Origin of the sequence: Lujinxingia vulgaris (assembly GCF_007997015.1) — a bacterium.
Lineage (GTDB): Bacteria > Myxococcota_A > Bradymonadia > Bradymonadales > Bradymonadaceae > Lujinxingia > Lujinxingia vulgaris.
In genome coordinates, this window is record NZ_VOSM01000002.1 from 757272 (window position 1) to 778806 (window position 21535).

Below are 21535 nucleotides of genomic sequence, written 5' to 3' on the forward strand. Positions count from 1 at the left end.
GCAGCGACGGGCCGGACTGATTGTAGGTGCAGGTATTTTTGTGGCCAGTCTTGTTTTGTCTGCATGAGTGTTCAGCTTTCATTGACCTGGGCACACGTGTTCAGTAGTCTGCCCCGGACGTCGCCCGGAGAACCGGGGACATTCACATGAACGCTGGCAAGGCCCGAGCCGTACGATGAGGGGTGAGCTGGCCAGGGACGAGGCCGAATCATGAAGCCACTGACCAAGCTGACAAACCGTCAGGCCAAGGTGTTGGAGTTGATCGCCGAGCATATTCAGAAGGTGGGCTACCCGCCGACGATCCGCGAGCTCGGCGATGCGCTGGGGATCCGTTCCACAAACGGAGTCAATGACCACCTCAAAGCGCTGGAGAAGAAGGGGTATTTGTCGCGTGAGGATGCCAAGTCGCGCACCCTGCGCCCGCTCTACTGGCCCAACGGAGAAGCCTTTGATCTTACTCCCGGGGTGGCCGCGCAGACCGACGCAGCGATGGAGCCCGATAGCGACGTGCATCAGGTGCCGGTTGTCGGTCGCATCGCCGCCGGGCTGCCGATCTCGGCGATCGAGCAGACCGAAGAGGTCGTCGCGATCGGTGAAGGCCTGCTGGGCCGACATCCGGATCTTTTCGCGCTGCGCGTTAAAGGGGAGAGCATGATCGAAGATGGCATCTTCGATGGCGACTACATCTTTGTGCGTAAGCAGAGCGATGTGCGCGACGGGGTCATCGTAGCGGCGATGGTCGATGGTGAGGCCACCGTCAAACGCCTCTTTCGCGAGAAGGGGCAGGTGCGACTTCAGCCGGCGAACGCGTCGATGGAGCCGATCTACGTTCGCGAAGAAGATGGTCGTGAGACGAGCGTGCTCGGAGCGGTTGTCGGGGTGTTTCGCAGGCTTAACTGAGCGCAGCGTGGGCGCGGGCAAGGGAATACGCTCCGCGCCCATGATGAGCCTGACTCCGAGTTCGAACAGCCTTCAGCGTGCGTCACCCGGGGTATGCCTTATGGAAAAGTCTTATTGAAAGAAAGGCAGGCGCCCCTGCACGGCCAGTGAGGTGATGTCCATCGTCACCGCCACCGAGACATGGATCGCTACCCCCATCCAGATCGAGCGGGTGTAGAGGGAGAGCAATCCCAACGCGATACCGGCGAGTATGGCGCCGACGGTTTCCGGGAGCGGCTTTCCGAAGTGGATCATGCAGTAGGGGATCGTCGAGACGAAAATCGCGTAGATGCCCAGGCGTGCTTTGAGCCCGTGAATGAGGAACCCACGGTAGAAGAACTCCAGCGCAAAGAACTGCGCGGCGTAGACGATCTGCCAGGCGAAGAAGTCGAGGAGGCTGCGGTCGGCAGCCTGGTAGAAGGGGTAGGTGCGCTGAAAGCTGGGGTGAAACGCCACGGCGATCACAAAGGGAAGCACCAACAGGTAGAGGCCTACATAGATCTTCCAGTGTTTGAGCGCCCCTTCGAGCTTCATTCCGTAATCACGCAGGCGGTGCTTCATGATCAGCATGATGAAGAGCGCCGGGACCACGAAGTACCCCAAAAAAGTTGTACCGCTCCAGTAGGTCAGCCGTGCCAGTCGGCCGTAGTCGCGATCGGCGAAGATGGCACCCAGGGCCGTGGCGGGATCGTCTGAGAAGATGCCCACCAACGGTTCCAGACTCTTCCAGTGGGTGGAAGAGCCGTAGTACTCGAGGATCGACAGGATGAGCGCCGCAAGCGTGAGCACGCCCATGGTCGTCCAGTCGATGTCGTTATCCTGGCGAGCGTTACGAGCGTGTTTGCTCTGGGCTTCAACCTTGATGACCAGGTCGTGCGTAAGGACCCAGAGGCGCTTTAAGGGAGAGAACATAGGTGACAGGGCCGGGAGAGAGGCGGTGGCATCGGTCGCGCGAGGCGACCTTTTACGATAGAAGCGCGGTGGTTTCCAGCGCGTGTCGGTTCGCGTTGGCCCCACCTCTGAACTTCGTACGGGAGTAGGCAGTGAGTCAGGACGATCCTCTCTGGAGAAATACCGCGGCACGGCACGCCGCGAACGCCCCGCGCTCGGTGGCGGTGTTGCCGCCGGAGCTGGCAAACCAGATCGCGGCTGGCGAGGTGGTGGAGCGTCCGGCCTCGGTGGTCAAAGAGCTCGTCGAGAACAGCCTGGATGCGGGTGCGCGTCGTATTGAAGTGACGATCGAGGGAGGAGGGCGCGACCTGATCCGAGTAGAGGATGACGGCTGCGGGATGCGTCGCGAGGACGCACTGCGGGCGGTGGAGCGCCACGCGACAAGCAAGATCTCCAGGGTGGAGGACCTCTTCGCCATCGGCACGCTCGGGTTTCGAGGGGAAGCGGTGCCGTCGATTGGCTCGGTCTCCAGGATGGAGATCTGCACGAGGCCCGGCGATCAACTTGAGGGCACTCGCATCTACATTGAAGGGGGGGTGATGCAGGAGATTGAAGATGTGGGGATGGCGGCGGGCACAACCATCCTGGTCGAGGAGCTTTTTTATAATACGCCGGCCAGGTTGAAGTTTTTGAAGACGCCGGCGACCGAGACCCGACATATCACTGAGATGCTGGTGCGCGTGGGGTTGAGTCGCCCGGATGTTCGCATCAAATTTGTGAAAGACGGCAAACTTCGCCTGGATCTTCCTCAGGTCGATCGCCTCAAAGATCGCATCCTCGAGGTGCTGGGGCGGGAGGTCTACGACGACCTCTATCCGACCTTTGAGTATCCGGCGATCCACGGCGTTGTGGCGCGCGGGTATTTTTCAAAGCCCGGTCATTCACAGCGCTCCCCAAATAACATGTACACCTTCGTCAACGGTCGCTACGTCAGCGATCGCACGATTCGGGCCGCGATCACCGGGGCGTATAAGCATCTTCTGGAGCGGGGGCGCTACCCGAGCGTGGTGCTCTTCATCGATGTGCCTTTCTCGATGGTCGATATCAACGTGCATCCGGCCAAGACGGAGGTTCGTTTCCATGACACCCAGCCCATCTATCGCGCGGTGTACCACGCCATTGCCGACGCGCTTGCGGAGGCCCCCTGGCTGGAGGGGCAGGCGGCGCGGGCCTATAACCTGGGTGAGCGACGCACCCTGAGCGGCGGTATGCCCGGGGAAGGCATCGGTGGGGAGAGCGGGTCGGGCACGGGGTTTGATGGGACGATGCTGCAGCCTGGACGCGTGAAGATCGAACCTCTTAACGCGCGTCATCGGCGATTCTCCGAGCAGGACCGCCTCGATCCGGGGGAGCTTCGCTCGCCATTTCTTCCTGATTCGAGCCGCTCCCAGGGGGGCTTCTCCACGCCGGGGCTCACGCCGCTGAGCGAGCCGCCGCGCGTGGATGTGGGCGAAGTCGGGGGGCTGCTGCAGGAGGAGGGCGCGCATCCGGGACGTGATGCCTACTTCTCAACCTTGAAGGTGATCGGGCAGTTCAGGCGTGCGTACATCGTGTGCGAAGACGCCTCCGGGATGGTGATCATCGACCAGCACGCAGCGCATGAGCGGGTGGGTTTTGAGCGGCTTAAAGCCCTTTTTAAGCGCGAGCATAAAGAGACGCAGCCCTTGCTCTTCCCGCTTCGTATGGAGCTCGACGCGTTGCGGGCCGCAGCGATGAGTGAGGCGATGGACTTCTTTGCGCAGGCGGGCTTTGAGATCGACCACTTCGGAGGCAACACCTACGTGCTCAAGGAGGTTCCGGCGGTGCTGCAACGCGCGCCTCACGAGAAGATCATCAAAGATGCGCTCGATGATCTTTCAAACTTCGGAGGTTCAAGCCGGGTGGAGGAGGCGATGGAGTCAGTGCTCAGCCGCATGGCCTGCCACTCAGTGGTGCGCGGACCCACCCAGCTGACCATCGAGGAATGTGAGGGGCTGCTCGTGCAGATGGATCAGATCGACTTCCGCGCCAACTGCCCGCACGGGCGTCCTGTGTATTACCGCATCCCCTTAATGGAACTCGAAGAGGCATTTGATCGCCGATGATGGAGATTGCAGACAACCCGGAGCTTTTTGAGGGACTCACACGTGTGGTCGCGCTGGTAGGGCCGACGGGTGTGGGAAAGACGGCGCTCTCGCTGGAGCTGGCGGAGGCGCTGGATGCCGAGATCATCAGCGTCGATAGCCTGCAGGTTTACCGTCACCTGGATATCGGCACGGCCAAGGCCAGCAAAGAGGAGCGGGTGCGCGTGCCCCATCATCTTATCGATGTGGTGGAGCCCGACGCGGAGTTTAACGCCGCAGACTTTCAAAAGGCTGCCAGCGAGGCGATCGCCTCGATTGTGGCGCGAGGAAAGGTGCCGCTTCTGGTGGGAGGCACCGGGCTCTACCTGCGCCTGCTGGTGCACGGGCTTTTTGAGGCGCCGCCGCCCAGCGAAGCGTTGCGCGCGCGGTACAGGGAGATCGCCGATGCCCGGGGGATCGAGGTGCTCTTCGAGCGGCTCCAGGAGGTCGACCCGGAGTTGGCCACTCGCGTAAACGCCAATGACTTTATTCGCGTGACTCGCGGTCTGGAGATCTTCGATCAGACCGGCACCCCGCTCAGTGAGCATCAGCGCGCGCATCGTTTTAAGGCGCCGAACTATCATGCGTTGAAGATCGCGCTGATTCGCCCCCGTGAGGAGCTCTACGAGCGCATCAACACGCGCGTAGAGCAGATGATCGCCGGCGGGCTTATCGATGAATACCGGAATTTGATGGAGCGCGGTTACGGTCCGGAGCATAAGCCGATGCAGAGCCTGGGGTACCGTCAGGTCGGTGAGCATCTTCTGGAAGGTCGGAACCTCGATGATGCGATTCATGAGATCAAACAGCAGACGCGGCGCTACGCCAAACAACAGATCTCGTGGTTTCGCAGTGAGCCACAGACGCACTGGGCGATGGCTCCGGTGCTGCGTGAGGGGCGCATCCCGCCGCAGGTCCTCCATGACGTGAGAGGCTTTGTTGAGGGCGCTAAACCCGCGCTTGAATGGGCCCAGATCGACCCGTATAACGTGGAGCGCGCGTCGCGCCCCACCTGAACACGCAAGCAAAACGAGGAACGATGAAGGCGTTAGTCGGAGAGCATATCGAGACGCTCAAGCCCTACGTACCCGGGAAACCGATCGAGGAGCTGGAGCGAGAGCTGGGCATTGAAGGGTCGATCAAGTTGGCCAGCAACGAGAACCCGCTGGGCCCCAGCCCGAAGGCCACCGAGGCCGCACGGGCGCTGTTGACGAAAGGGCATATCTACCCCGATGGCGCCGCACATCGCCTGCGCGCGGCGGTCGCCGAATTTCACGGGGTGAGCGCGGATGAGGTCATCACCGGCAACGGCTCCAACGAGGTGCTCACCATCGCGGTGCGGACCTTCTGCACCGCAGACGATGAAGCCGTGGTCTCGGAGTACAGCTTTGCGGCCTACCCGATCATCTGTCAGGCGCAGGGGATGACGATTCGGCGCGCGCCGATGAAAGATCCGCTGACCTTCGATCTGGAGGCGATGGCGGCAGCGATCACGCCGAAGACAAAGATCGTATTTGTGGCCAACCCCAACAACCCCACCGGCACCTACGTGCCTGCGGATGAGCTGCGCGCCTTTCTCAAGGCGGTGCCCGAAGAAGTGGTGGTGGTCGTTGATGAGGCTTACCACGAGTATGTGCAGGCGGAGGATTACGCGAGCGCCGAGACGATGCGCGATTTGCGGGAGCGCCTGATCATCTGCCGCACGTTTAGCAAATGCTACGGGCTTGCGGGGATTCGTGCCGGCTACGGGATCGCTCCTGTCGAGCTTATCGACCGCATGAACCGGGTGCGAGAGCCCTTCAACGTCAACATTCTTGCGCAGGATGCGGCCGCGGCGGCGCTCAAGGATGTGGAGTTTGTGGAGCGCTCGGTGCGCATCAACGAAGAGGGGCGCGCGATTCTCGAGGCGGGCCTTGAAGCTCTGGGCGAGCTGGGCGTGAGCTGGATCCCCAGTCAGACGAACTTCCTGCTGGTGAAGACGCCGGTGGAAGGCGTCCAGGTGTACGATGCGCTTCTTCGCAAAGGTGTGATCGTGCGCCCGATGGCCGGCTACGGGCTGGGAGAGTACGTGCGCATCTCGATTGGTACGCCCGATGAGGTGCGGCGTTGTCTGGCGTCGCTTGGCGAGGTGCTCCCCGCGCTCTTGAGCAGGGAGGAGGCATGATCGTCGCGATTGATGGTCCGGCGGGTGCCGGAAAGTCGACGATCGCTCGCGCGTTGGCTGAGAAGTTGGGGTTTCAGCTCGTGGACACCGGCGCGATGTATCGCGCGGTGGCCTTTGAGGCGGCCGCAGCCGGAGTGGATCTCCATGACGCCGAGCGCGTCGCGGAGATCGCCCGCGGGTTGCGTTTTGAGTTCAAGTTCGAAGATGGCGAGAACGTCATCTACTGCAACACCCGCGCGCTGCATCAGGAGATTCGCAGCGCCGAGGTAAGTCGCAACGCCAGCGTGATCTCGGCGCATCCCTCGGTCAGGCGCGAGCTCGTCGACCAGCAGCGTCAGGTGGGGCGCGAGCGCTCCAGCGTGTTGGAGGGGCGCGACATCGGCACGGTGGTCTTCCCCGACGCCGAGCTCAAAGTCTACATCACCGCCTCACCGGCGGTGCGCGCAAAACGGCGCGTGGAGCAAATGCGCGAAGGCGGCGAAGAGGTCGATGAGGCCGAGGTCCTGCGCGATATTGTGGAGCGGGATCGTCGAGACTCCGAGCGGGACGTTGCGCCGCTCAAGAAAGCAGACGACGCCATCGGCATTGATTCGACCGAGGCCAGCGTCGAGGAGATCGTCGCCGGGATCTGCGAGCGCATCGCGGCGCTCCGATAGAAACTCTTCAGATTAGCGGTCGAAGTCGGCCGGCACCGGACCGCGGTCCTCAAAGATCGCGTCCGGGTACTTCGACATCAGGGGAGGGCGCTCGGCGGGCTCAAAGTAGCGAAGCTCCGCGCTCTCCCCGTCGATGGCCTCAAGCTGACCGCCGGTCACTTCGACGGCAAAGACGATGACCACCGACTCGAGTTCATCGCCGTTGGGGTAGGTGACCCGAAAGCCCTGGCGGTCGCCGCCGTACACCCCGAGGATATGCGTCGGTTGCACGTGAAGCCCGCACTCCTCATAGACCTCGCGCACGATCGCCTGCGCGGGCGACTCGCCGGGGTCGATGGTGCCGGAGGGAAGCGACCACAGCCCGTTGTCGCGGCGGCGCTGGAAGAGCACGCGCCCCTCTTCGTCGCGCACCACCGCAGCGACCGCGGGCACAAAGAGCAGCTCGTGGCCAACCTTCTGACGCAGGCCTCGCAAAAAGTCAGAGATGGGCATCCGCTTAGCCCTTCGCCGTGACGGCGCGCCCCTCGGGATCGAGGGGGGTGATGAAGTCGCTGAGTTTGAGGAGGTGCGTGAGGTTATGCACGTCTTCGCCCAACAGGGGGATCAGGCGCAGCGCTTCCTGGCCGACCTTTGTGGCCAATGAGGCGATGGCTTCCCGGTCGCGGATGGCGAGTTTGGCGAGCTGGAGGTAATGCGTCTCCAGACGCTGGCGCAGCGCACTGATCTTCTCGGAGCTCGCCGCGTGGTCGGCTTCGCGAAGCAGCGCGTCGAGGTCCGCGTCGTCGATGGCCGCAATGTCTTCGGGGTGAAAGCGGGGGATGACGCGGTTGATGATGAAGAAGTCGGCGCGTTGTTCGAGCTGGCCGAGCTTCTCATGAAAGTACACCGCCTCTTTGATGCGTCGGGGGTCGGCGCTGGTGATGATGAAAAAATGCGTCAGCGGGTCGCGCAGGATGAACTCGATGAGCTCACCGCGCTGCTGCAGGGTCTCCTGCAGGTAATGAAAGGTGTCGAAGAACTCCACCAGATCGTTGACGAAGCTCTCGCCAAGAACCTTGGAGATGAGGCTGAGCACGATGGAGCCCGGGTTGAAGACGCGCCCCAGCAGGCCGCTTTTGCGGTTGGGTAAAAACCACTTGATGATGCGCTCATCGAAGAAGGTGCTGGCGCGACCGGGGGTTTCCAGAAACTCCAGTGCGTTTTTGGTCGGCGGGGTGTCGAGGATGACCAGGTCGAAGTAACCGCCGGTGTAGAGATCGTGGAGCTTCTCCAGCGCCATGTATTCCTGCATACCGTGCAGCGCCGAGGAGAGGAGGCGGAAGATGTTGTTTTCTTTGGCCCGTTTGAGCGCGCCTTTGTCGGGGGCGAGGCGGTCGACCAGGTCGTTAAAGGTCTTCTCGGAGTCGAGCATCATCGCCCAGAGCTCACCGCCGTTATCTTCTTTTCCGGTGAGTTTGAGTGCTTCGGTGAGGTCGATCTTTTGAGGATCGTTGGTCAGGTCATCGAGCCCCAGGCTGTTTGCCAGGCGGCGGGCCGGGTCGATGGTCATGACGATGGTCTTGCGACCGGCCATCGCCGCGCGCAGCCCGACCGCGGCCGAGGTGGTGGTCTTGCCGACGCCGCCCGGGCCCACACAGACGATGAGGCGCCCGGAGTCGAGCAGGTGGCGCAGAGGTGCGGCGTTGGCGTCTGAGCGGGGGCTTGCTGTCACCGAGGAGCTCCTACAGGGCGCTTAGATGGCCAGGGGATGATCGAGAGAGGAGGCGTCGCCATCGAGCTGACGGGCGACGCGGGCAACGACGTCGTCGCCGGAGGTCTCATAGAAGATGGGCAGCTCAATGACCGGAGCGTCGACGCGGCTGCGTAGCTCGCCGAGGTAGCGCTGGTCGCGGTCATGCCAGCCCAGCGCCAGGGCGTTGCCTTCGACGAGGCGGGCCAGGGCGTCGGACTCGTCGGTGGGCTCCTCGTCGAAGAGGAGGCTGCTGGTGCCCGGCGTGCTCGCGCGCACGCGGTTGAGCAGGGCGTCGAACAGGGGGCGGTCATCGTCGTGCAGGGGGGCGCGGTGCACCATATTGGCGATGGCCAGTGTGAGGGGGCGACCGAGCACACTTTTAAGGTTGCCCGCGAGCTCGATGGTCTCGTTAACCGGCATCTCTTCGGGGAGGCAGACCGCAGCGATGGCGGTCTGCTTCGGATCGTTGATGATCTCGGCCACCTGCGCGGTCATCTTCGCGATGGGACCAATGCCGCGCATCATGCCGTTCATGGTCGCGGGAACATTGAGAAAGGTCACAGCATGGCCGCTGGCCGGCAGATCGACGATGATATGGTCGTAGCGTGGCCGCCCCTGATCTTCGGCCTCATAAAAGACGCGGATCTGGTCGAGGATCGTGACCTCGTTGACGGAAGGCGCGGCTTTAAAAAAGACGCGGGCCACCCGGTTGTTGATCACCGCTCGCGCCACACGTTCGCCAGGCACAAAGCGGGTCAGCGTGGCCACGAAGCAGTCTTCGGCCATCAGGTTCGAGGCGTAGAGCGTCTCGGAGAGTTTTACGGGCTCAAGGCCCGTGCCTTCGTAGCCATAGAGGTCTTCCATGGCCGAGAAGGTGTCGGTCTCCAGCACCAGGGTGCGTTTTCCGCGGGAGGCCAGGGCCTTGCCCAGGGCGGCGGTCACGGTGCTTTTCCCCACGCCACCTTTGCCGGTGACGAAGATCAAGCGCTTGTCGAGGAGGGGGTCCAGCATCGTCAGGAAGATCCTTGCACTGCGGGCCAAAAACAACAGGGACAAGCTAGCGACATCGGCGCAGTGGGCAACGTCAAACATCTCTCGCGCACGCAATCGTCATGTGCGCGGGACCGAGTGGTCAGGTGCCACTGGTTGTAGAGAGGGGGCTGCGTGGTGTCAATGCGTCAGGTGCCGGCGAGGGGCGCGCAAACGCAACGAGGCGGCCCCGAATGGGGCCGCCTCGTTGATGACTCTAAGCCAGACGCGCTAAGGCGCGCGACGCTGGCGAGCATAAAGGCGCTCGCCAGGGTGAGGAGCTTACTCCTCTTCGTCACCCGTCAGGTCGCCGAGCTTGCCCTTGAGCAGGTCGCCGAGCTGCGCGGTGGCGCCGTTCTCTTCGGCGTACTCCCGAAGGTGACCCGACTCCGAGCGACGCACGAAGTTCTTGATCGAGAGCGCGATCTTGCGCTCCTTCGGATCGACGCTGATGACTTCAACCTTGTGCTCTTCGCCAACTTTGACGACTTCGCTCGGGTTTTCGATGCGCTCGTCAGCCAGCTCGGAGATGTGGATGAGACCTTCGATGCCTTCTTCCACTTCCGCAAACGCACCGAAGTCGGTGAGCTTGGTGATGGTGGCGTCGACGATCTTGCCCGGCGGATAGCGCTGGGGAAGGGTCTCCCACGGATCGCTCTCAAGCTGCTTGATACCCAGGCTGAAGCGCTCGTTCTCGACGTCGATGTTGAGAACGACAGCTTCGACTTCCTGGTTGGCTTCGTAGATTTCCGAGGGGTGACGGATCTTCTGGGTCCAGCTGATGTCGCTGATGTGGACCAGACCGTCGATGCCCTCTTCGATGCCGACGAAGATACCGAAGTCGGTGATGTTGCGGATCTTGCCGAGGATGCGGGTACCGACCGGGTAGCGATCTTCGAGAAGGGTCCAGGGGTTGGGCTCGACCTGCTTGATGCCCAGGCTGACCTTCTTGGCATCCGTATCCAGGTTGAGCACGACGCAGCGAATGATCTCGCCCTCGCTCACAACGCGGTTGGGGTGCTTGATGCGGCGAGTCCAGCTCATCTCGCTGATGTGCACCAGACCTTCGATGCCTTCTTCAAGCTCGACGAAGGCGCCGTAGTCGATGAGGCTGACCACGCGGCCCAGGACGTGCGCGCCGTCCGGGTAGCGGTCTTCGGCCCCTTCCCACGGATCGGGGGTGAGCTGCTTGTAGCCCAGGCTGACGCGCTCGCTCTCGGCGCTGAACTTGAGGACCTTGACCTGGATCTCGTCGCCGACGTTGAAGAGCTCGGTGGGGTGCGAGACGCGGCCCCAGCTCATGTCGGTGATGTGGAGCAGGCCGTCGATGCCGCCCAGGTCGACGAAGGCGCCGTAGTCGGTGAGGTTCTTGACGATACCGTCGATGACCGCACCGGCCTTGAGCTTCTCGAGGGTCTTCTTCTTGAGCTCGGCGCGCTCTTTCTCAAGCAGGGCGCGGCGGCTAAGCACGATGTTGCCACGCTGCTTGTTGAACTTGATGATCTTAAACGCGAACTCTTGACCGATGTACTTGTCGAGGTTGCGGGTCGGACGCAGTTCGACCTGGCTGCCGGGCAGGAAGGCCTTGACGCCGATGTCGACCTGGAGGCCGCCCTTGACGCGGTTGGTGATCGTACCGCGGACCAGCTCGTCGGCCTCGGCCTTCTCGCTGATGATCTCCCAGACCTTCATGCGGTCGGCGCGCTCCTTGGAGAGGATGCACTGACCGGACTCGTCTTCGCGCTTCTCGAGCAGAACGTCGACGTCATCGCCGGCGCGCACGGTGACTTCACCCTTCTCGTCGACGAACTCCGAGAGGTCGATGCGGCCTTCGGACTTAAATCCGATGTCGACGAGCACGTAGTCATCACCGACTTCAAGCACGCGGCCGGTGGTGATTTCGTTTTCGCGAACCGCACTGGTGAAGTCTTCGTGGGTGTCGAGCAGCGCCGCGAAGTCATCGGTGGTGGGGAAGTTTTCGTTTTGTTGAACAGTCATTGACGACCTTGAACATATCGCTCAGCGAGCGACGGTTGGTTTTGGGGAGGTTCGCCCGCCGGCCCCCGTGGCCAGCGTCTCGTAGAAGGCGACCTTCGCCGTGAGAAAGTAGAACGTGTGTGACGCCTGTAACTCCGCCAGAAGATGCGCACCGTTAAGAGGCGGGCGCACTTCATGCTTCAGTCGCGGGTAAATCGGCGACGCGGAAACCTAACGACGCAATTGGGGGTTGTCAATGGTGTGGTGAGGTCGTGGGGGAGACCGTGGCGGCACCACGTATAGCGCCGGCGATAGGCGCGTCGTTTTTGAGGACGTTTTGAGTGGAGGTTGGGGCGGTCATTCAGCGTCGGCCGGTGGTTCGTAGCGCATTAAGAGAGCGTTGGAGGTGATCGGCTTGTTGCCGGAATTCATGGGGAACTCGCGCTGAGGGCTGAAGGGCTCGGGAACCACAACGATCTTATAAGACGCCATCTCTTCTGTGAGATCGAAGGTGATCGGCAGTTTCACGCCGCGCTCCTCTTCCCAGACCGCGTCGAGTCCCTCGATGGCGGGAGGTTCGAGCAAAAACATGTCGATGACCTCTTCGTTGCGGAGCACGTAGTAGAGGTTCTGGCCGATGGTGTGCGTATAACGAAGTCCGCCGTTGACCGTGAAAAAGTCGAGGGTGACGGATGGCTCGGAGAAGACGAACTCTTTCGTGAGTTCGCCGTTGGGAAAGTCCTCGTCCCAGACCCAGTTGTATTGGCGCCAGTCAAAGCGATCTGTGGGTGGGGCCAGGAACATGAGGTTGAGCTCCTGCACGTAGCCCCAGGGGCTGGCGTCCTCCCAGAGGACGGCGTCGTCCTGGCGATCTTCGATGTCGGCGTGAGATTTGAAGTCGTAGCTGCCGTAGTAGACCGTCATCGTTTGATGCTGCTCGGAGTTCCGTACGTGAATGAAACTGTTTCGTTCGGCGAGGAATCGTCGATCGGGGTATTCGCGCCAAACGGGTAGAATCAGCAGTTGTACGTTGTAGGTGCCTTTTTCGGGAAAAGCCCAGGGGGGAATGACGAAGGTGGAGTTAAACGTGACGAAAGGCTCGCGGTAGATGGTTTGCACGGTCGCGTAATCGCTCTCGGGCCAGGACTCGATTTCTTCCATCGAAGGGAAGTGTCGCTCATCGACTTCGATGTATCGGATCGGAAGGTAGCGGCCCTCATGAAGTGCTATGACTTGAAACTCGCCAGGTAGCCACCAGTGTGCGTCGCTCTGGGTAAGGGAAGCATCGAGGACCAAATATTCGCCTTCGTAAAGCCAGACCTCTTTCATTCCGGCCGAGTACAGAATGTGGTCTCGCATTCCGCGCGCGCCGCGCTCAAATACACCTTCGACACATGCGTCATTGCATGAATACGTTTGGGGTAGGGGGGAGGCGTAGCCGATGCGACAAGGTTCGCTTGGCTCGGGTTTTTGGAATGGAACGGTGGGATCTTTAACGGCGCGAACGCATATTTCTGCATCTGATGTATCAGTTTTATTCACATCTTCTGGTTGTACGTCGTGAGCTGCGTCTTCGTTGCCTGCGTCCTCTGTATCGATGTCATTATAAACATCTTCGGTGTCGTCGGGGATATGTATAGGGTCTTCGACGTCTCTTGAGCATCCGACCAGGGTGATGGCCATTAAGAGTTGCCAGGTCGTAATTTTCATCGTGAAGTCCCTGAGGTGAAAGCCCGCCCCCAGGTGAAAGGGCTGAACCCGGGGGCGGTCGTTTTATGGTGTTAGTAGTTAGTCGTCACAGCGATTGTAGGTGACGTCTTCCGTTTTTACCCGCTCGTTGTCGTATTCTTCATCGGGAAGATATTGAAACATCGCCTCGCCGATCGCACACGCCTGTGAGTTTCCGTTGGGGGGCCTGGAATTGGGAGCTGAATAGTAGCCGACGTCGATGGCGCTGACGTCTTCGAGGTTGGCAATTTCGCGGCCAACTCGGGGGTACGTGCCGCCATCCCGGAACACCTTCATGTCGAGGGTGAGGTTGTCTGCTGGCGAACACACTTGTTCAAGCAACAAGGGATCGGGGCTTACGATGGTGTAGGTGCAAGGGTAGGCGTTGGGGACGTAGCAATCCACAACATCTTTAATCTGGGAGTAGGACTCGCCGGGCCAGTAGACGTCGGTCCATTCCGAAGGATCAACGCCTTGATGGTTTGCGTTCCACTCACCGTGGAACATGTTGAGGTAAGCGCGCCATTTGCCGGAAGGGGGCACAAGCTCGATCCCGTCGACCCATTCGGTAGCGGGCCACAGGTTAAGTTGGGAGGACTGCTGCAGGTTGAGCGCCACGCCGATGTTGGTGTTAAGCGCGTTGACGGTGGCGGTCTGCGAGGCGTTGAGCTTGCCGTAGTCGATGGCGTAGCTGTGGAAGCGCTCGGGGTGGTGGAGTTGCTTGGTGACGTTGACGCCGTCGATGTAAATCTGGCCTTTCTCGTCGGAGAGGGCGTCGTACACAAACACGCCGGTGGACGAGGTCAGCGGGAGGCCGTTGGCGTCGGTCTTGAGGCTGGAGCCCACGGTGGTGAGGAAGTAGGAGTTGTTGTGGACATCCACGCCGACGAGGTCGGAGAGGGTGTCGAGGTAATGCTCCAGTGAAGTGTAGTGACCCTGACCCGGAGCGGTGGGGATGACGCCCCCGTTAAGGGCCTTCACGTCAATGTACACGCGGTAGTCGACATCAGGCTGGCCGTCGGCCTTCACCGTGCGCCAGGGCGGGGACTTGAGGTTGTCCTGCCAGTTGGAGAGGTTGTCGAGGGGAATGAGGTTGGAGACAGTGCGGCACTGGCTCTCCGAGGCCTGGGCGACGCTTCCGATCACGTCGCTGGATTCGAGCTCAGGGGATGTGCTTTCTCCATAAGCCCCCCCCCGAAAAGGGTAATGGACGCGCCGAGTGCCAGCAGTTCGGTGCGAGAAATAACCATGATGCTACCTCCAGAAAGATACAGTTATCCACGAACTCGCTACCAATGGCGAGCCTTCTGAATTCACCTCCCCCACACGGAGAGTACGAATTATGTTGTGGAGGGTAGTAACCCTTTTGAGGGGGTGTCAAATGAAGAGGTGCAGACGTTGCAATCCTTTTCAAATCGGATGGTCGGCTCCGATTCGCCGGAGTGTGCGTCTGGCGGTTGTGAAAAACGCCCACACCCCTATGATGGCCGCGCAGGAAAGCCGATGATTCTTCCACGATTCGAAACTTTGAGGAGTGAGTGATGCATAAGCCGGAACTCGACTACGGGCAGATGGGCTTTGATACGCGGGCGATTCACGCAGGCCAGGAGCCCGATCCGTCCAACGGCGCGATCATGACGCCGATCTTTCAGACCTCGACCTACGTGCAGTCTTCGCCGGGGCACCATCAGGGGTTTGAGTACACGCGCACGCATAACCCGACGCGCAACGCGCTGGAGGATTGTCTGGCGAGCCTGGAGAAGGGCAAGCACGGGGTGGCGTTTGCCTCGGGGTGCGCGGCGACGTCGACGATCATGCATATGCTCAAGGCCGGCGATCATGTGGTCAGCGGTGATGATGTGTACGGGGGCACCTACCGGCTCTTCACCAAAGTGTTTCGGCCGATGGGCATCGGCTTTAGCTTTGTGGACATGACCGACCTTGAGGCGTTTAAGGCGGCGCTGACGCCGGCCACGCGTCTGGTGTGGTTGGAGAGCCCGACCAACCCGATGCTCAAGATTTGCGACATCAAGGCCATCTGTGAGATCGCGCATGAGCAGGGCGTGCCGGTGGTGGTCGACAACACCTTTATGAGCCCCTACTTCCAGAACCCGCTCTTGCTGGGGGCGGATCTGGTGGTGCACTCCACAACGAAGTTCATCAACGGGCACTCCGACGTGGTGGGCGGCGTGGTGATCACCAACGATGATGAGGCGGCCGAGAAGTTGCGCTTCCTGCAGAACTCCATCGGGGCGGTGCCCGGGCCTTTTGATAGCTGGCTTGTGCTGCGTGGCGTCAAAACGCTTGCGGTGCGGATGCGTCAGCATGCGGCCAACGCCCAGGTGATCGCCGAGTATCTGGAGAAGCATGAGGCGGTGGAGAAGGTGATCTACCCGGGGTTGGAGAGCCACCCGCAGCACGAGATCGCCAAGAAGCAGATGTCGGGTTTTGGCGGGATGATCACGTTTATTCTTAAAGACGGGCTTGAGCCGGCGCGTAAGATGCTGGAGCGGGTCAAGGTCTTTGCGCTGGCGGAGAGCCTGGGTGGGGTGGAGAGCCTAATTGAGCATCCGGCGATCATGACGCATGCGTCGGTGCCGGTGGAGGTTCGCGCAGAGCTCGGGATCAGCGACGGGCTGGTGCGCCTCTCAGTGGGCATTGAAGATGTGCAGGATCTTCTGGCGGACCTGGAGCAGGCGCTGAGCTAAGCGACGTTGCTCGACGTCTGAGAGGTTAAGAAAAACGCCGGCGCCCTTTTGGGCGCCGGCGTTTTTTTTGATCGTCTGGAGGTCGGTGGGGCAACGCTCGGTGGGGCGGCTTCATACACTAATAGACATCCCAGAAGATGTTGGCGCCGCCCTCGTTGCGGTCGGTGTAGGTGAGCTCGACCATCCAGCGGGGGAGGAAGTGGTACTCGACGCGCACGATGTTGGTGGCGTCGTCTTCGTCGCCGCCGAACTGCACGCGGTAGGAGACGAAGATGTCGTTGGTGATGTACTTGCCGAACTCCAGGCGGCCGCCTTGCAGGCCGCCGTCGCCGGGCTCCAGGCGCAGTACATCGACCGGGACGGTGCCGGCGAGCTGGTCTTGGAGCAGGCCGAAGAAGAGGCCGCTGACGGCGCCCAGGGCCTGGTTGGCGACGCCTTCATCCTGGCCGACGTCGCCGCGGCTGGGGGGGCGGCCGGTCATCAGCACAAAGAGGATCTCGGTGTCGGTCATCGCAGGGTCGCTCTGCAGCAGGAGCTGCGGGTTATCAGCGCTGCCGGTGATGCGGAAGATGATGCGCGGGTCGCCCTCGGAAGGCGGGCCCAGGGCCTGGGTGATGGCGCGGTCGAGCTCATAGGTGGCTTCGAGTTGCAGGCGGGGGTTGGGCGGGGTGGCGCCGGTGAAGACGACTTCGCTGGGCTGGACGATGAAGCGTCGGCCCAGAAACTCAAGGTCGCCGCGGATAGCCTCGGCCGAGCCCGTCAATGAGACGTTGGTGCCGGCGAGGAGCGCGACGATGTCGGCCTGGATGTTGACGTCGCCGATGGGGTGGCGCACCCAGGCGTCGCGGTCGACGGTGACGTTGACGCGCAGGTTCATCGCGCCGGGATCGCTTAAGTCGCGGTTGGCGAGCTCGCTGGCGTCGGTCTGTTCTTCGGTCTGATTCTGGTTGCGGCCGTTGAGGACGACGATATCCGGGTCGAGCTCGGTGGTGTGCAGGCCCTGCTCCTGGTTGTCGGTGAGTACGACTTCCAGGCCGCCGACGTTGACGTCGATGTTGCCCGGGGAGCCCTGCAGGGAGCCGCGGGCGGTGGTCGTGGTGCTGACGTAGACGGGGAAGTCGACAGCGAGGCCGGCCAGGTTGAATTCGCTGGACTCCAGGCGCAGGTCGACCTCGTCGGGGATGAAGCGATCGTGGCCGACGGAGCCTGTGAGCGTAGCGCGGCTGGGGCCGTCGTTGAGCACGAAGGTGTTGATGTCGAGGGTGTCGTTATCGAGCGCGATGTCGGCATCGATGTCCACAAAGCGCCGGCCGATGGGCACGATGGTGATGGCCGCTTTGTCGAGATCGAATTGCCCGTCGATGGTCGGGTTTTGCCAGTCGCCGCGGACTTCGAGGTCGGCTTCGAGCGTGCCTTCGGGTTCTTCGATAACGTCGGAGAGGAGCTGGGTAGGGAGGACCTTATCGAGCTCCATCGGCTCGCTTTTGACGTCGACGCGCAGCTCTCCGGGCGCCTGCCAGTCGGCGCCGCCGGCCAGCGCGATCACGTCGAGGTTGACCGGGAGTGCGGCGGTCATGGTGGCCAGATCGCTGTACTGGCGGCAGAGGCGCGCGTCGAGGTTGAGCAGGTTGTCTTCGCCCCGGATCTCCATGCTGATGGTGCCTGTGGAGCCGTCGCCCAGGCGGGTGTCGAAGAGGCCGGCGCGGGCTTCCAGGCGAGGGGCGCGCAGGCTCCCGTCGAGGGTGAGGTAGGCGGCGATGTCGCCGCGTACCCGGGCGAACTCGTAGTTGAATGCGCTGAGTTTGGAGATGGGGAGCTGGCGCAGCTGGGCGCGGAAGTTCAGCGGGATGTCCTCAAGGGTTCGGCCGGCCAGGAAGTCTTCGATGGGCAAGGGCAACGACCCGTCGGCGACGAGGATCTCGTCGGCGTCCCATTCAAAGCGCAGGCGTTCGACGTTGAGGCGGCCGTCGCCCAGGCGGGCGTTGATGTCGATGAACATGTCGCGGAAGTGTGTCCAGCCCAACTTCTGCAGGCCGATGTCGATGCGGCCGGTAGGGCGGGCAACCGTGCCGTCGAGATCGATAAGAATCGAGCCCTCGCCGGTGGCGTCGGCTTCCCGAAGTTGTTGAATGGGGATGCTCTCCAGGTTGATGTCGGGGATGTCGACGAGCAGGCGTACCGGCAGGGTGAGGAAGGCATCGCGCCAGAGGATCTCTTCATCGGAGTAGCCGGTGGCCGAGCGCAACCACTGGGCCAGCGGCAGCGCGGCGCTGGCGTGAATGCGGGCGATGCGCTCGCTGCGCCAGTCGAGGTTGATGCGGGAGTCCAGGCCGCCGCGCCGCCCGCGTGGCGGGCTGTAGGTGGTCTGGGTGGCAAGATCGATGCTGCGAAGGGAGATGAAGTCGCCGTTGACCTCGCCAGTGAACTGTAGCCCCTGGGCGTTGAGGTCGACTTCCAGGTTGGGGTTTTCCAGGGAGCCCGACCAGCGGATGCGGCCGTTGACGTCGCCCTCAATGCCGTAGTCGTTGAGGATGGGCAGGGGCTGGTGGAAGTCGCGCAGGGTGATCTCGGCCAGGTCGAGGTTGATGCGGAAGTCTTCGTCCCAGTCGATGCTGGTGTTGCCCTCAAGGTCGAAGCGCAGCGGGAGCGTTGCGCTCATCTCGAGGATGTCTTGCTCATAGGCGCTCAGCGTGACTTCGGGGATGCGGGCCTCGCCATCGGCGTAGTCGGCGCTCAGGGAGAGGTTGAAGGGGCCTTCGCCCTCATAGGTGATGGCGGAGGCGTCCGTCTTTACGTCGAGGGTGGGGTTTGAGGCGGTGCCGCCCAGGGTCATGGCGAGGTCGATCTGGCCGCCGATATCGGGGAGCTGATCGAGGTGGAAGTCGCTGGAGAGCTGGCCGGGGGCGAGGTTGCGGATGGCGAGTTCGAGATCCTGGGAGCGCCCGGGGGTGAACGTGCCATGGGCGCGGATGGACTGGTTGCTGTCCTGGCGGTTGAGCTCAAGGTCGTCGAGGGTGAGGCGGCGGCCGTCGAAGTGGATGCGGGATTCTTCGGTGGTCTCCCAGCGGGTCTGGTCGCTGGCCAGGTGGAGCTCGGTGAGGGTGAGATCGGTGTACTGCTCTTGATGTTTCACGGTGGCGCCGAGGTCGTAGCGGCGCGTGGCGTCACGCCAGATCTCGGCTTCGACGCGGGCGGTATCGCCGGAAGCCATGGCCACTCGCAGGTCGGCGCGCTCAAAGGTTTCGGTGCCCAGCGTGACTTCGTCGAGCTGCAAGCGGAGATCGCCCAGGGGCGCGTTGAGCTGGCCGCGTAAGTCCACTCCGAGGGTGGCCGAGGCGATGGTGGCATCGGAGGCCGGCGCGCGCAGGCTCTCGGTGCTGAGGTCGCCGCTTAAGGTGAAGGCGCGCAGAGACTCGAAGGGGTCGGTGCCGCTTCCCAGGCGGGCGGTGGCGCGCAGATCGCTCTCGACGTGGTCGACGGAGGCGTCGGGGGTGTGGATGCCGGAGGCTTTCAGGCGCAGGCGCGATTGTAGGGAGCGGGGGGCGTCGGGGCGTTTTTCGCTGGTGGCGCGAAGCGATGCTCGCTCCAGGTGATTGCCCTGAGCGCGAAGGTTTGTCAGGTCGAGCCGCAGGTCGTTGTTCAGGTCAGTGAGGCTGGCGAGCGGGTCGTCGAGGGGGAGCTGCAGCTCGATGCGACCCTGGTCGCGGGCGCGGAAGGTGCCCAGGCTAAACCCGTCGAAACGCACGCCGGCGGCGCGGGCGTCGAGGGTGTAGCGGCCGCGGAAACGCTCGGCGGAGGCGCCCACGCGCTCGACGTCGGCGGTGAGGGTGCCGCGGCTGTTGTTAATGACGATGTCGAAGGCGTCAAAACCCTCAAAGCGCCAGTTGGCGTCGAGGTCGACGGTCTGGGCGGCCTGCAGAGGATCGTTTTGTTCGGGATCAAAGGCCGCGTCGAGGTCGATGGCCAGGTCGGCGGTGACCGGCGGTGTCCCGGTAAGTTCGGCGGTGCGCCGGGCCTGATCGGGATCGGCGGTGGTGCGCACCACGGCGCGGGCGCGGCCTTCGGGGTCGAGGTGGGCCGAGGCAAAGAGGTTGAGGTATGGCGAGAGCGCGGCCAGGCGGTGGGCGCGGATGTCACCCTCGGAGAGGTCGCCGGCCACATACGCCAGGGAGGCCTCGTAGGTGTCGTAGCGGGTCTCATCGAGGCGCAGGCGCAGGCCGGTGTGCAGCGTCTTCGGGTCAAAGCCCATGCCCATGACCTGGGCGCGAAGGCGAGTGCTGGCCGGCGGAAGGTCGAGGGCCGGCGCCAGTGTGGCGGTGTCGAGGCGCGGGGTGCTCAACGTGGCCAGGTAGCGGGGTGTCTCGGAGGTGAAGTCGGCGAGCTGGGCGCTGAGCAGAATGGGCTCTTCGGTGTCGGGGAGGTGAAGATTGGCCAGGGCTTCGATCTGGTCTGTGCCGCTGACGCGGGCGCTTAAACGAAGTTCGCCGGGGAGGCCGAGTTCCTGGCCGCTGAAGCGCTCCAGGGTGGTCGCCGGGAGGGTGAGCGTGTCGAGGTGGGCGAAGACCTCCCGGAAGGGGGGCGCAGCGATCGCCTCGTCATCGCTTTCGGTGCTCGCTTCGGCGGGAGCTTCGGGGAGGATGAGGGTGGCGCGAAGTGCGCTGAGCGAGAGGAGGTCGCCGACCTTGAGCGCGCCAAGCTCGGCGTGGGTGAGGGTTTCGCTGATGCGGACTTCGCTCGTGCCGAGAGAGATGGGGTGGGTGCCGGCGAGCCAGTCGAGCTCGGCGTTGACGTCAAAGCGGGTGAGGTCGACGAGGATGTCGCGCTGGTAGAGGCTTGCGGAGGCCTCTGCGTTGAGGTCGGTGAGGGAGGCGCTCAGAGGTGCAGCCGGAGCGCCGTCGGTGGAGGGGGCGGAGGCGGTCCAGGCGGAGCGCCAGAGGTTGGGGAGCTCGGCCGGGGTTTGGGCGGCCTGCGAAAGAGCATTGAGCAGAGCGTCGCGATGTTGGACGAGGTCCGGGGAGTCCGGAGACTCGGTAGCCTGGTTCACATAGGCCAGCATGGCGTCGTTGAGGGCAACGCGCTCTACGAAGATCGGAAAACCCAGTGGTTTGCTCGGCTCTTCGGAGGGCTGGGTGAGTGTGGTCCAGTTGAGGGCGCCGTCGGGGTAGGTGCGGACCACCACTCCGGGGCGCTGTGCGGCGACTTCGTCGATGACGAGCTGGCCGCGGATGAGCGAGCCGAGCGAGTAGGAGAGGGTGGCTTCGGGGATGAACGCCGCGAGGTTGTCGCGCCCATCGAAGATCGCAATATCCCGCACCGACGCGCTGCCAAGGAGCGGCCCGTTGACCTCGCCGACCTCCACGCGGCCTTCGAGTGAGGTGTTGACGCTGGCGAGGATGCGCTGGACGAGCGGGTCGCGCACCGCGCCGATCTGGACGATGAGCAACGCGAGCACGACCAGGCCCAGGATGATCGCGAGGATCAACCCGAGTGCTTTTCCAATTCTGATCATCCAGCGTTTCATCATTATCCAGCGCCAGGCGCGATATGCA

At 62.7% G+C, this 21535-nt stretch carries 14 protein-coding genes; 6 read left to right on the top strand and 8 right to left on the bottom strand.

Annotated features, from left to right (window positions below; genetic code table 11):
* Positions 1–219: 219 nt before the first annotated feature.
* A complete protein-coding gene (gene lexA, locus FRC98_RS06615; protein ID WP_146980590.1) occupies positions 220–900 on the top strand; it encodes a transcriptional repressor LexA in 681 nt (226 codons plus the stop codon).
* A 111-nt stretch (positions 901–1011) separates the two neighbouring features.
* On the opposite strand, the gene FRC98_RS06620 is transcribed toward lexA, so the two are convergent.
* Positions 1012–1851, bottom strand: coding sequence for a type II CAAX endopeptidase family protein (locus FRC98_RS06620; RefSeq protein WP_146980486.1), 840 nt, complete (start codon positions 1849–1851; stop codon positions 1012–1014).
* A gap of 131 nt (positions 1852–1982) precedes the next feature.
* Between FRC98_RS06620 and mutL the strand changes: the two genes are divergently transcribed.
* Genes mutL through cmk form a run of 4 tightly spaced genes read left to right on the top strand, consistent with a single transcriptional unit; the run spans position 1983 to position 6812 of the window.
* Positions 1983–3974, top strand: coding sequence for a DNA mismatch repair endonuclease MutL (mutL, locus tag FRC98_RS06625; protein ID WP_146980487.1), 1992 nt, complete (start codon positions 1983–1985; stop codon positions 3972–3974).
* Complete coding sequence (gene miaA / locus FRC98_RS06630) at positions 3971–5008, top strand: tRNA (adenosine(37)-N6)-dimethylallyltransferase MiaA (RefSeq protein ID WP_146980488.1); 1038 nt, start codon at positions 3971–3973, stop codon at positions 5006–5008. Before mutL ends, miaA begins: the two co-directional genes overlap by 4 nt.
* Before the next feature lie 23 nt (positions 5009–5031).
* Complete coding sequence (gene hisC, locus FRC98_RS06635) at positions 5032–6156, top strand: histidinol-phosphate transaminase (protein ID WP_146980489.1); 1125 nt, start codon at positions 5032–5034, stop codon at positions 6154–6156.
* Complete coding sequence (gene cmk / locus FRC98_RS06640; RefSeq protein WP_146980490.1) at positions 6153–6812, top strand: (d)CMP kinase; 660 nt, start codon at positions 6153–6155, stop codon at positions 6810–6812. Before hisC ends, cmk begins: the two co-directional genes overlap by 4 nt.
* A gap of 12 nt (positions 6813–6824) precedes the next feature.
* Here the strand turns inward: cmk and FRC98_RS06645 are convergent, their stop codons facing one another.
* The 6 genes from FRC98_RS06645 to FRC98_RS06670 form a co-directional block, all read right to left on the bottom strand.
* Positions 6825–7304, bottom strand: coding sequence for an NUDIX domain-containing protein (locus tag FRC98_RS06645; RefSeq protein ID WP_146980491.1), 480 nt, complete (start codon positions 7302–7304; stop codon positions 6825–6827).
* 4 nt (positions 7305–7308) lie between these two features.
* Positions 7309–8523, bottom strand: a complete 1215-nt coding sequence (locus tag FRC98_RS06650) for an ArsA family ATPase (RefSeq protein WP_146980492.1) — start codon at positions 8521–8523, stop codon at positions 7309–7311.
* Between the two features lie 21 nt (positions 8524–8544).
* Positions 8545–9555: an ArsA family ATPase gene (locus FRC98_RS06655; RefSeq protein WP_230467348.1), complete on the bottom strand. Its 1011-nt coding sequence runs from the start codon at positions 9553–9555 to the stop codon at positions 8545–8547.
* Positions 9556–9855: 300 nt separating this feature from the next.
* A complete protein-coding gene (locus FRC98_RS06660) occupies positions 9856–11571 on the bottom strand; it encodes a 30S ribosomal protein S1 (protein ID WP_146980494.1) in 1716 nt (571 codons plus the stop codon).
* 336 nt (positions 11572–11907) lie between these two features.
* Positions 11908–13260: a hypothetical protein gene (locus FRC98_RS06665; protein WP_146980495.1), complete on the bottom strand. Its 1353-nt coding sequence runs from the start codon at positions 13258–13260 to the stop codon at positions 11908–11910.
* 78 nt (positions 13261–13338) lie between these two features.
* Positions 13339–14424 (bottom strand): hypothetical protein, encoded by a 1086-nt coding sequence (locus FRC98_RS06670; protein WP_146980496.1) that lies wholly within the window; start codon positions 14422–14424, stop codon positions 13339–13341.
* 425 nt (positions 14425–14849) lie between these two features.
* Between FRC98_RS06670 and FRC98_RS06675 the strand changes: the two genes are divergently transcribed.
* The gene (locus FRC98_RS06675) at positions 14850–15986 is read left to right on the top strand and encodes a cystathionine gamma-synthase (protein ID WP_146980591.1); all 1137 of its coding nucleotides are present in this window, start codon (positions 14850–14852) and stop codon (positions 15984–15986) included.
* 118 nt (positions 15987–16104) lie between these two features.
* Here the strand turns inward: FRC98_RS06675 and FRC98_RS06680 are convergent, their stop codons facing one another.
* On the bottom strand, positions 16105–21495 hold the full coding sequence (locus tag FRC98_RS06680; protein WP_230467350.1) for a translocation/assembly module TamB domain-containing protein: 5391 nt from the start codon (positions 21493–21495) through the stop codon (positions 16105–16107).
* Positions 21496–21535: the final 40 nt, after the last annotated feature.

Excerpts from the sequence above, each read along its gene's own strand:
- FRC98_RS06620 (WP_146980486.1), bottom strand. The coding sequence starts at position 1,851 with ATGTTCTCTCCCTTAAAGCGCCTCTGGGTCCTTACGCACGACCTGGTC.
- miaA (WP_146980488.1), top strand. The coding sequence starts at position 3,971 with ATGATGGAGATTGCAGACAACCCGGAGCTTTTTGAGGGACTCACACGT.
- hisC (WP_146980489.1), top strand. The coding sequence starts at position 5,032 with ATGAAGGCGTTAGTCGGAGAGCATATCGAGACGCTCAAGCCCTACGTA.
- cmk (WP_146980490.1), top strand. The coding sequence starts at position 6,153 with ATGATCGTCGCGATTGATGGTCCGGCGGGTGCCGGAAAGTCGACGATC.
- FRC98_RS06645 (WP_146980491.1), bottom strand. The coding sequence starts at position 7,304 with ATGCCCATCTCTGACTTTTTGCGAGGCCTGCGTCAGAAGGTTGGCCAC.
- FRC98_RS06655 (WP_230467348.1), bottom strand. The coding sequence starts at position 9,555 with ATGCTGGACCCCCTCCTCGACAAGCGCTTGATCTTCGTCACCGGCAAA.
- FRC98_RS06660 (WP_146980494.1), bottom strand. The coding sequence starts at position 11,571 with ATGACTGTTCAACAAAACGAAAACTTCCCCACCACCGATGACTTCGCG.
- FRC98_RS06665 (WP_146980495.1), bottom strand. The coding sequence starts at position 13,260 with ATGAAAATTACGACCTGGCAACTCTTAATGGCCATCACCCTGGTCGGA.
- FRC98_RS06675 (WP_146980591.1), top strand. The coding sequence starts at position 14,850 with ATGGGCTTTGATACGCGGGCGATTCACGCAGGCCAGGAGCCCGATCCG.
- FRC98_RS06680 (WP_230467350.1), bottom strand. The coding sequence starts at position 21,495 with ATGATCAGAATTGGAAAAGCACTCGGGTTGATCCTCGCGATCATCCTG.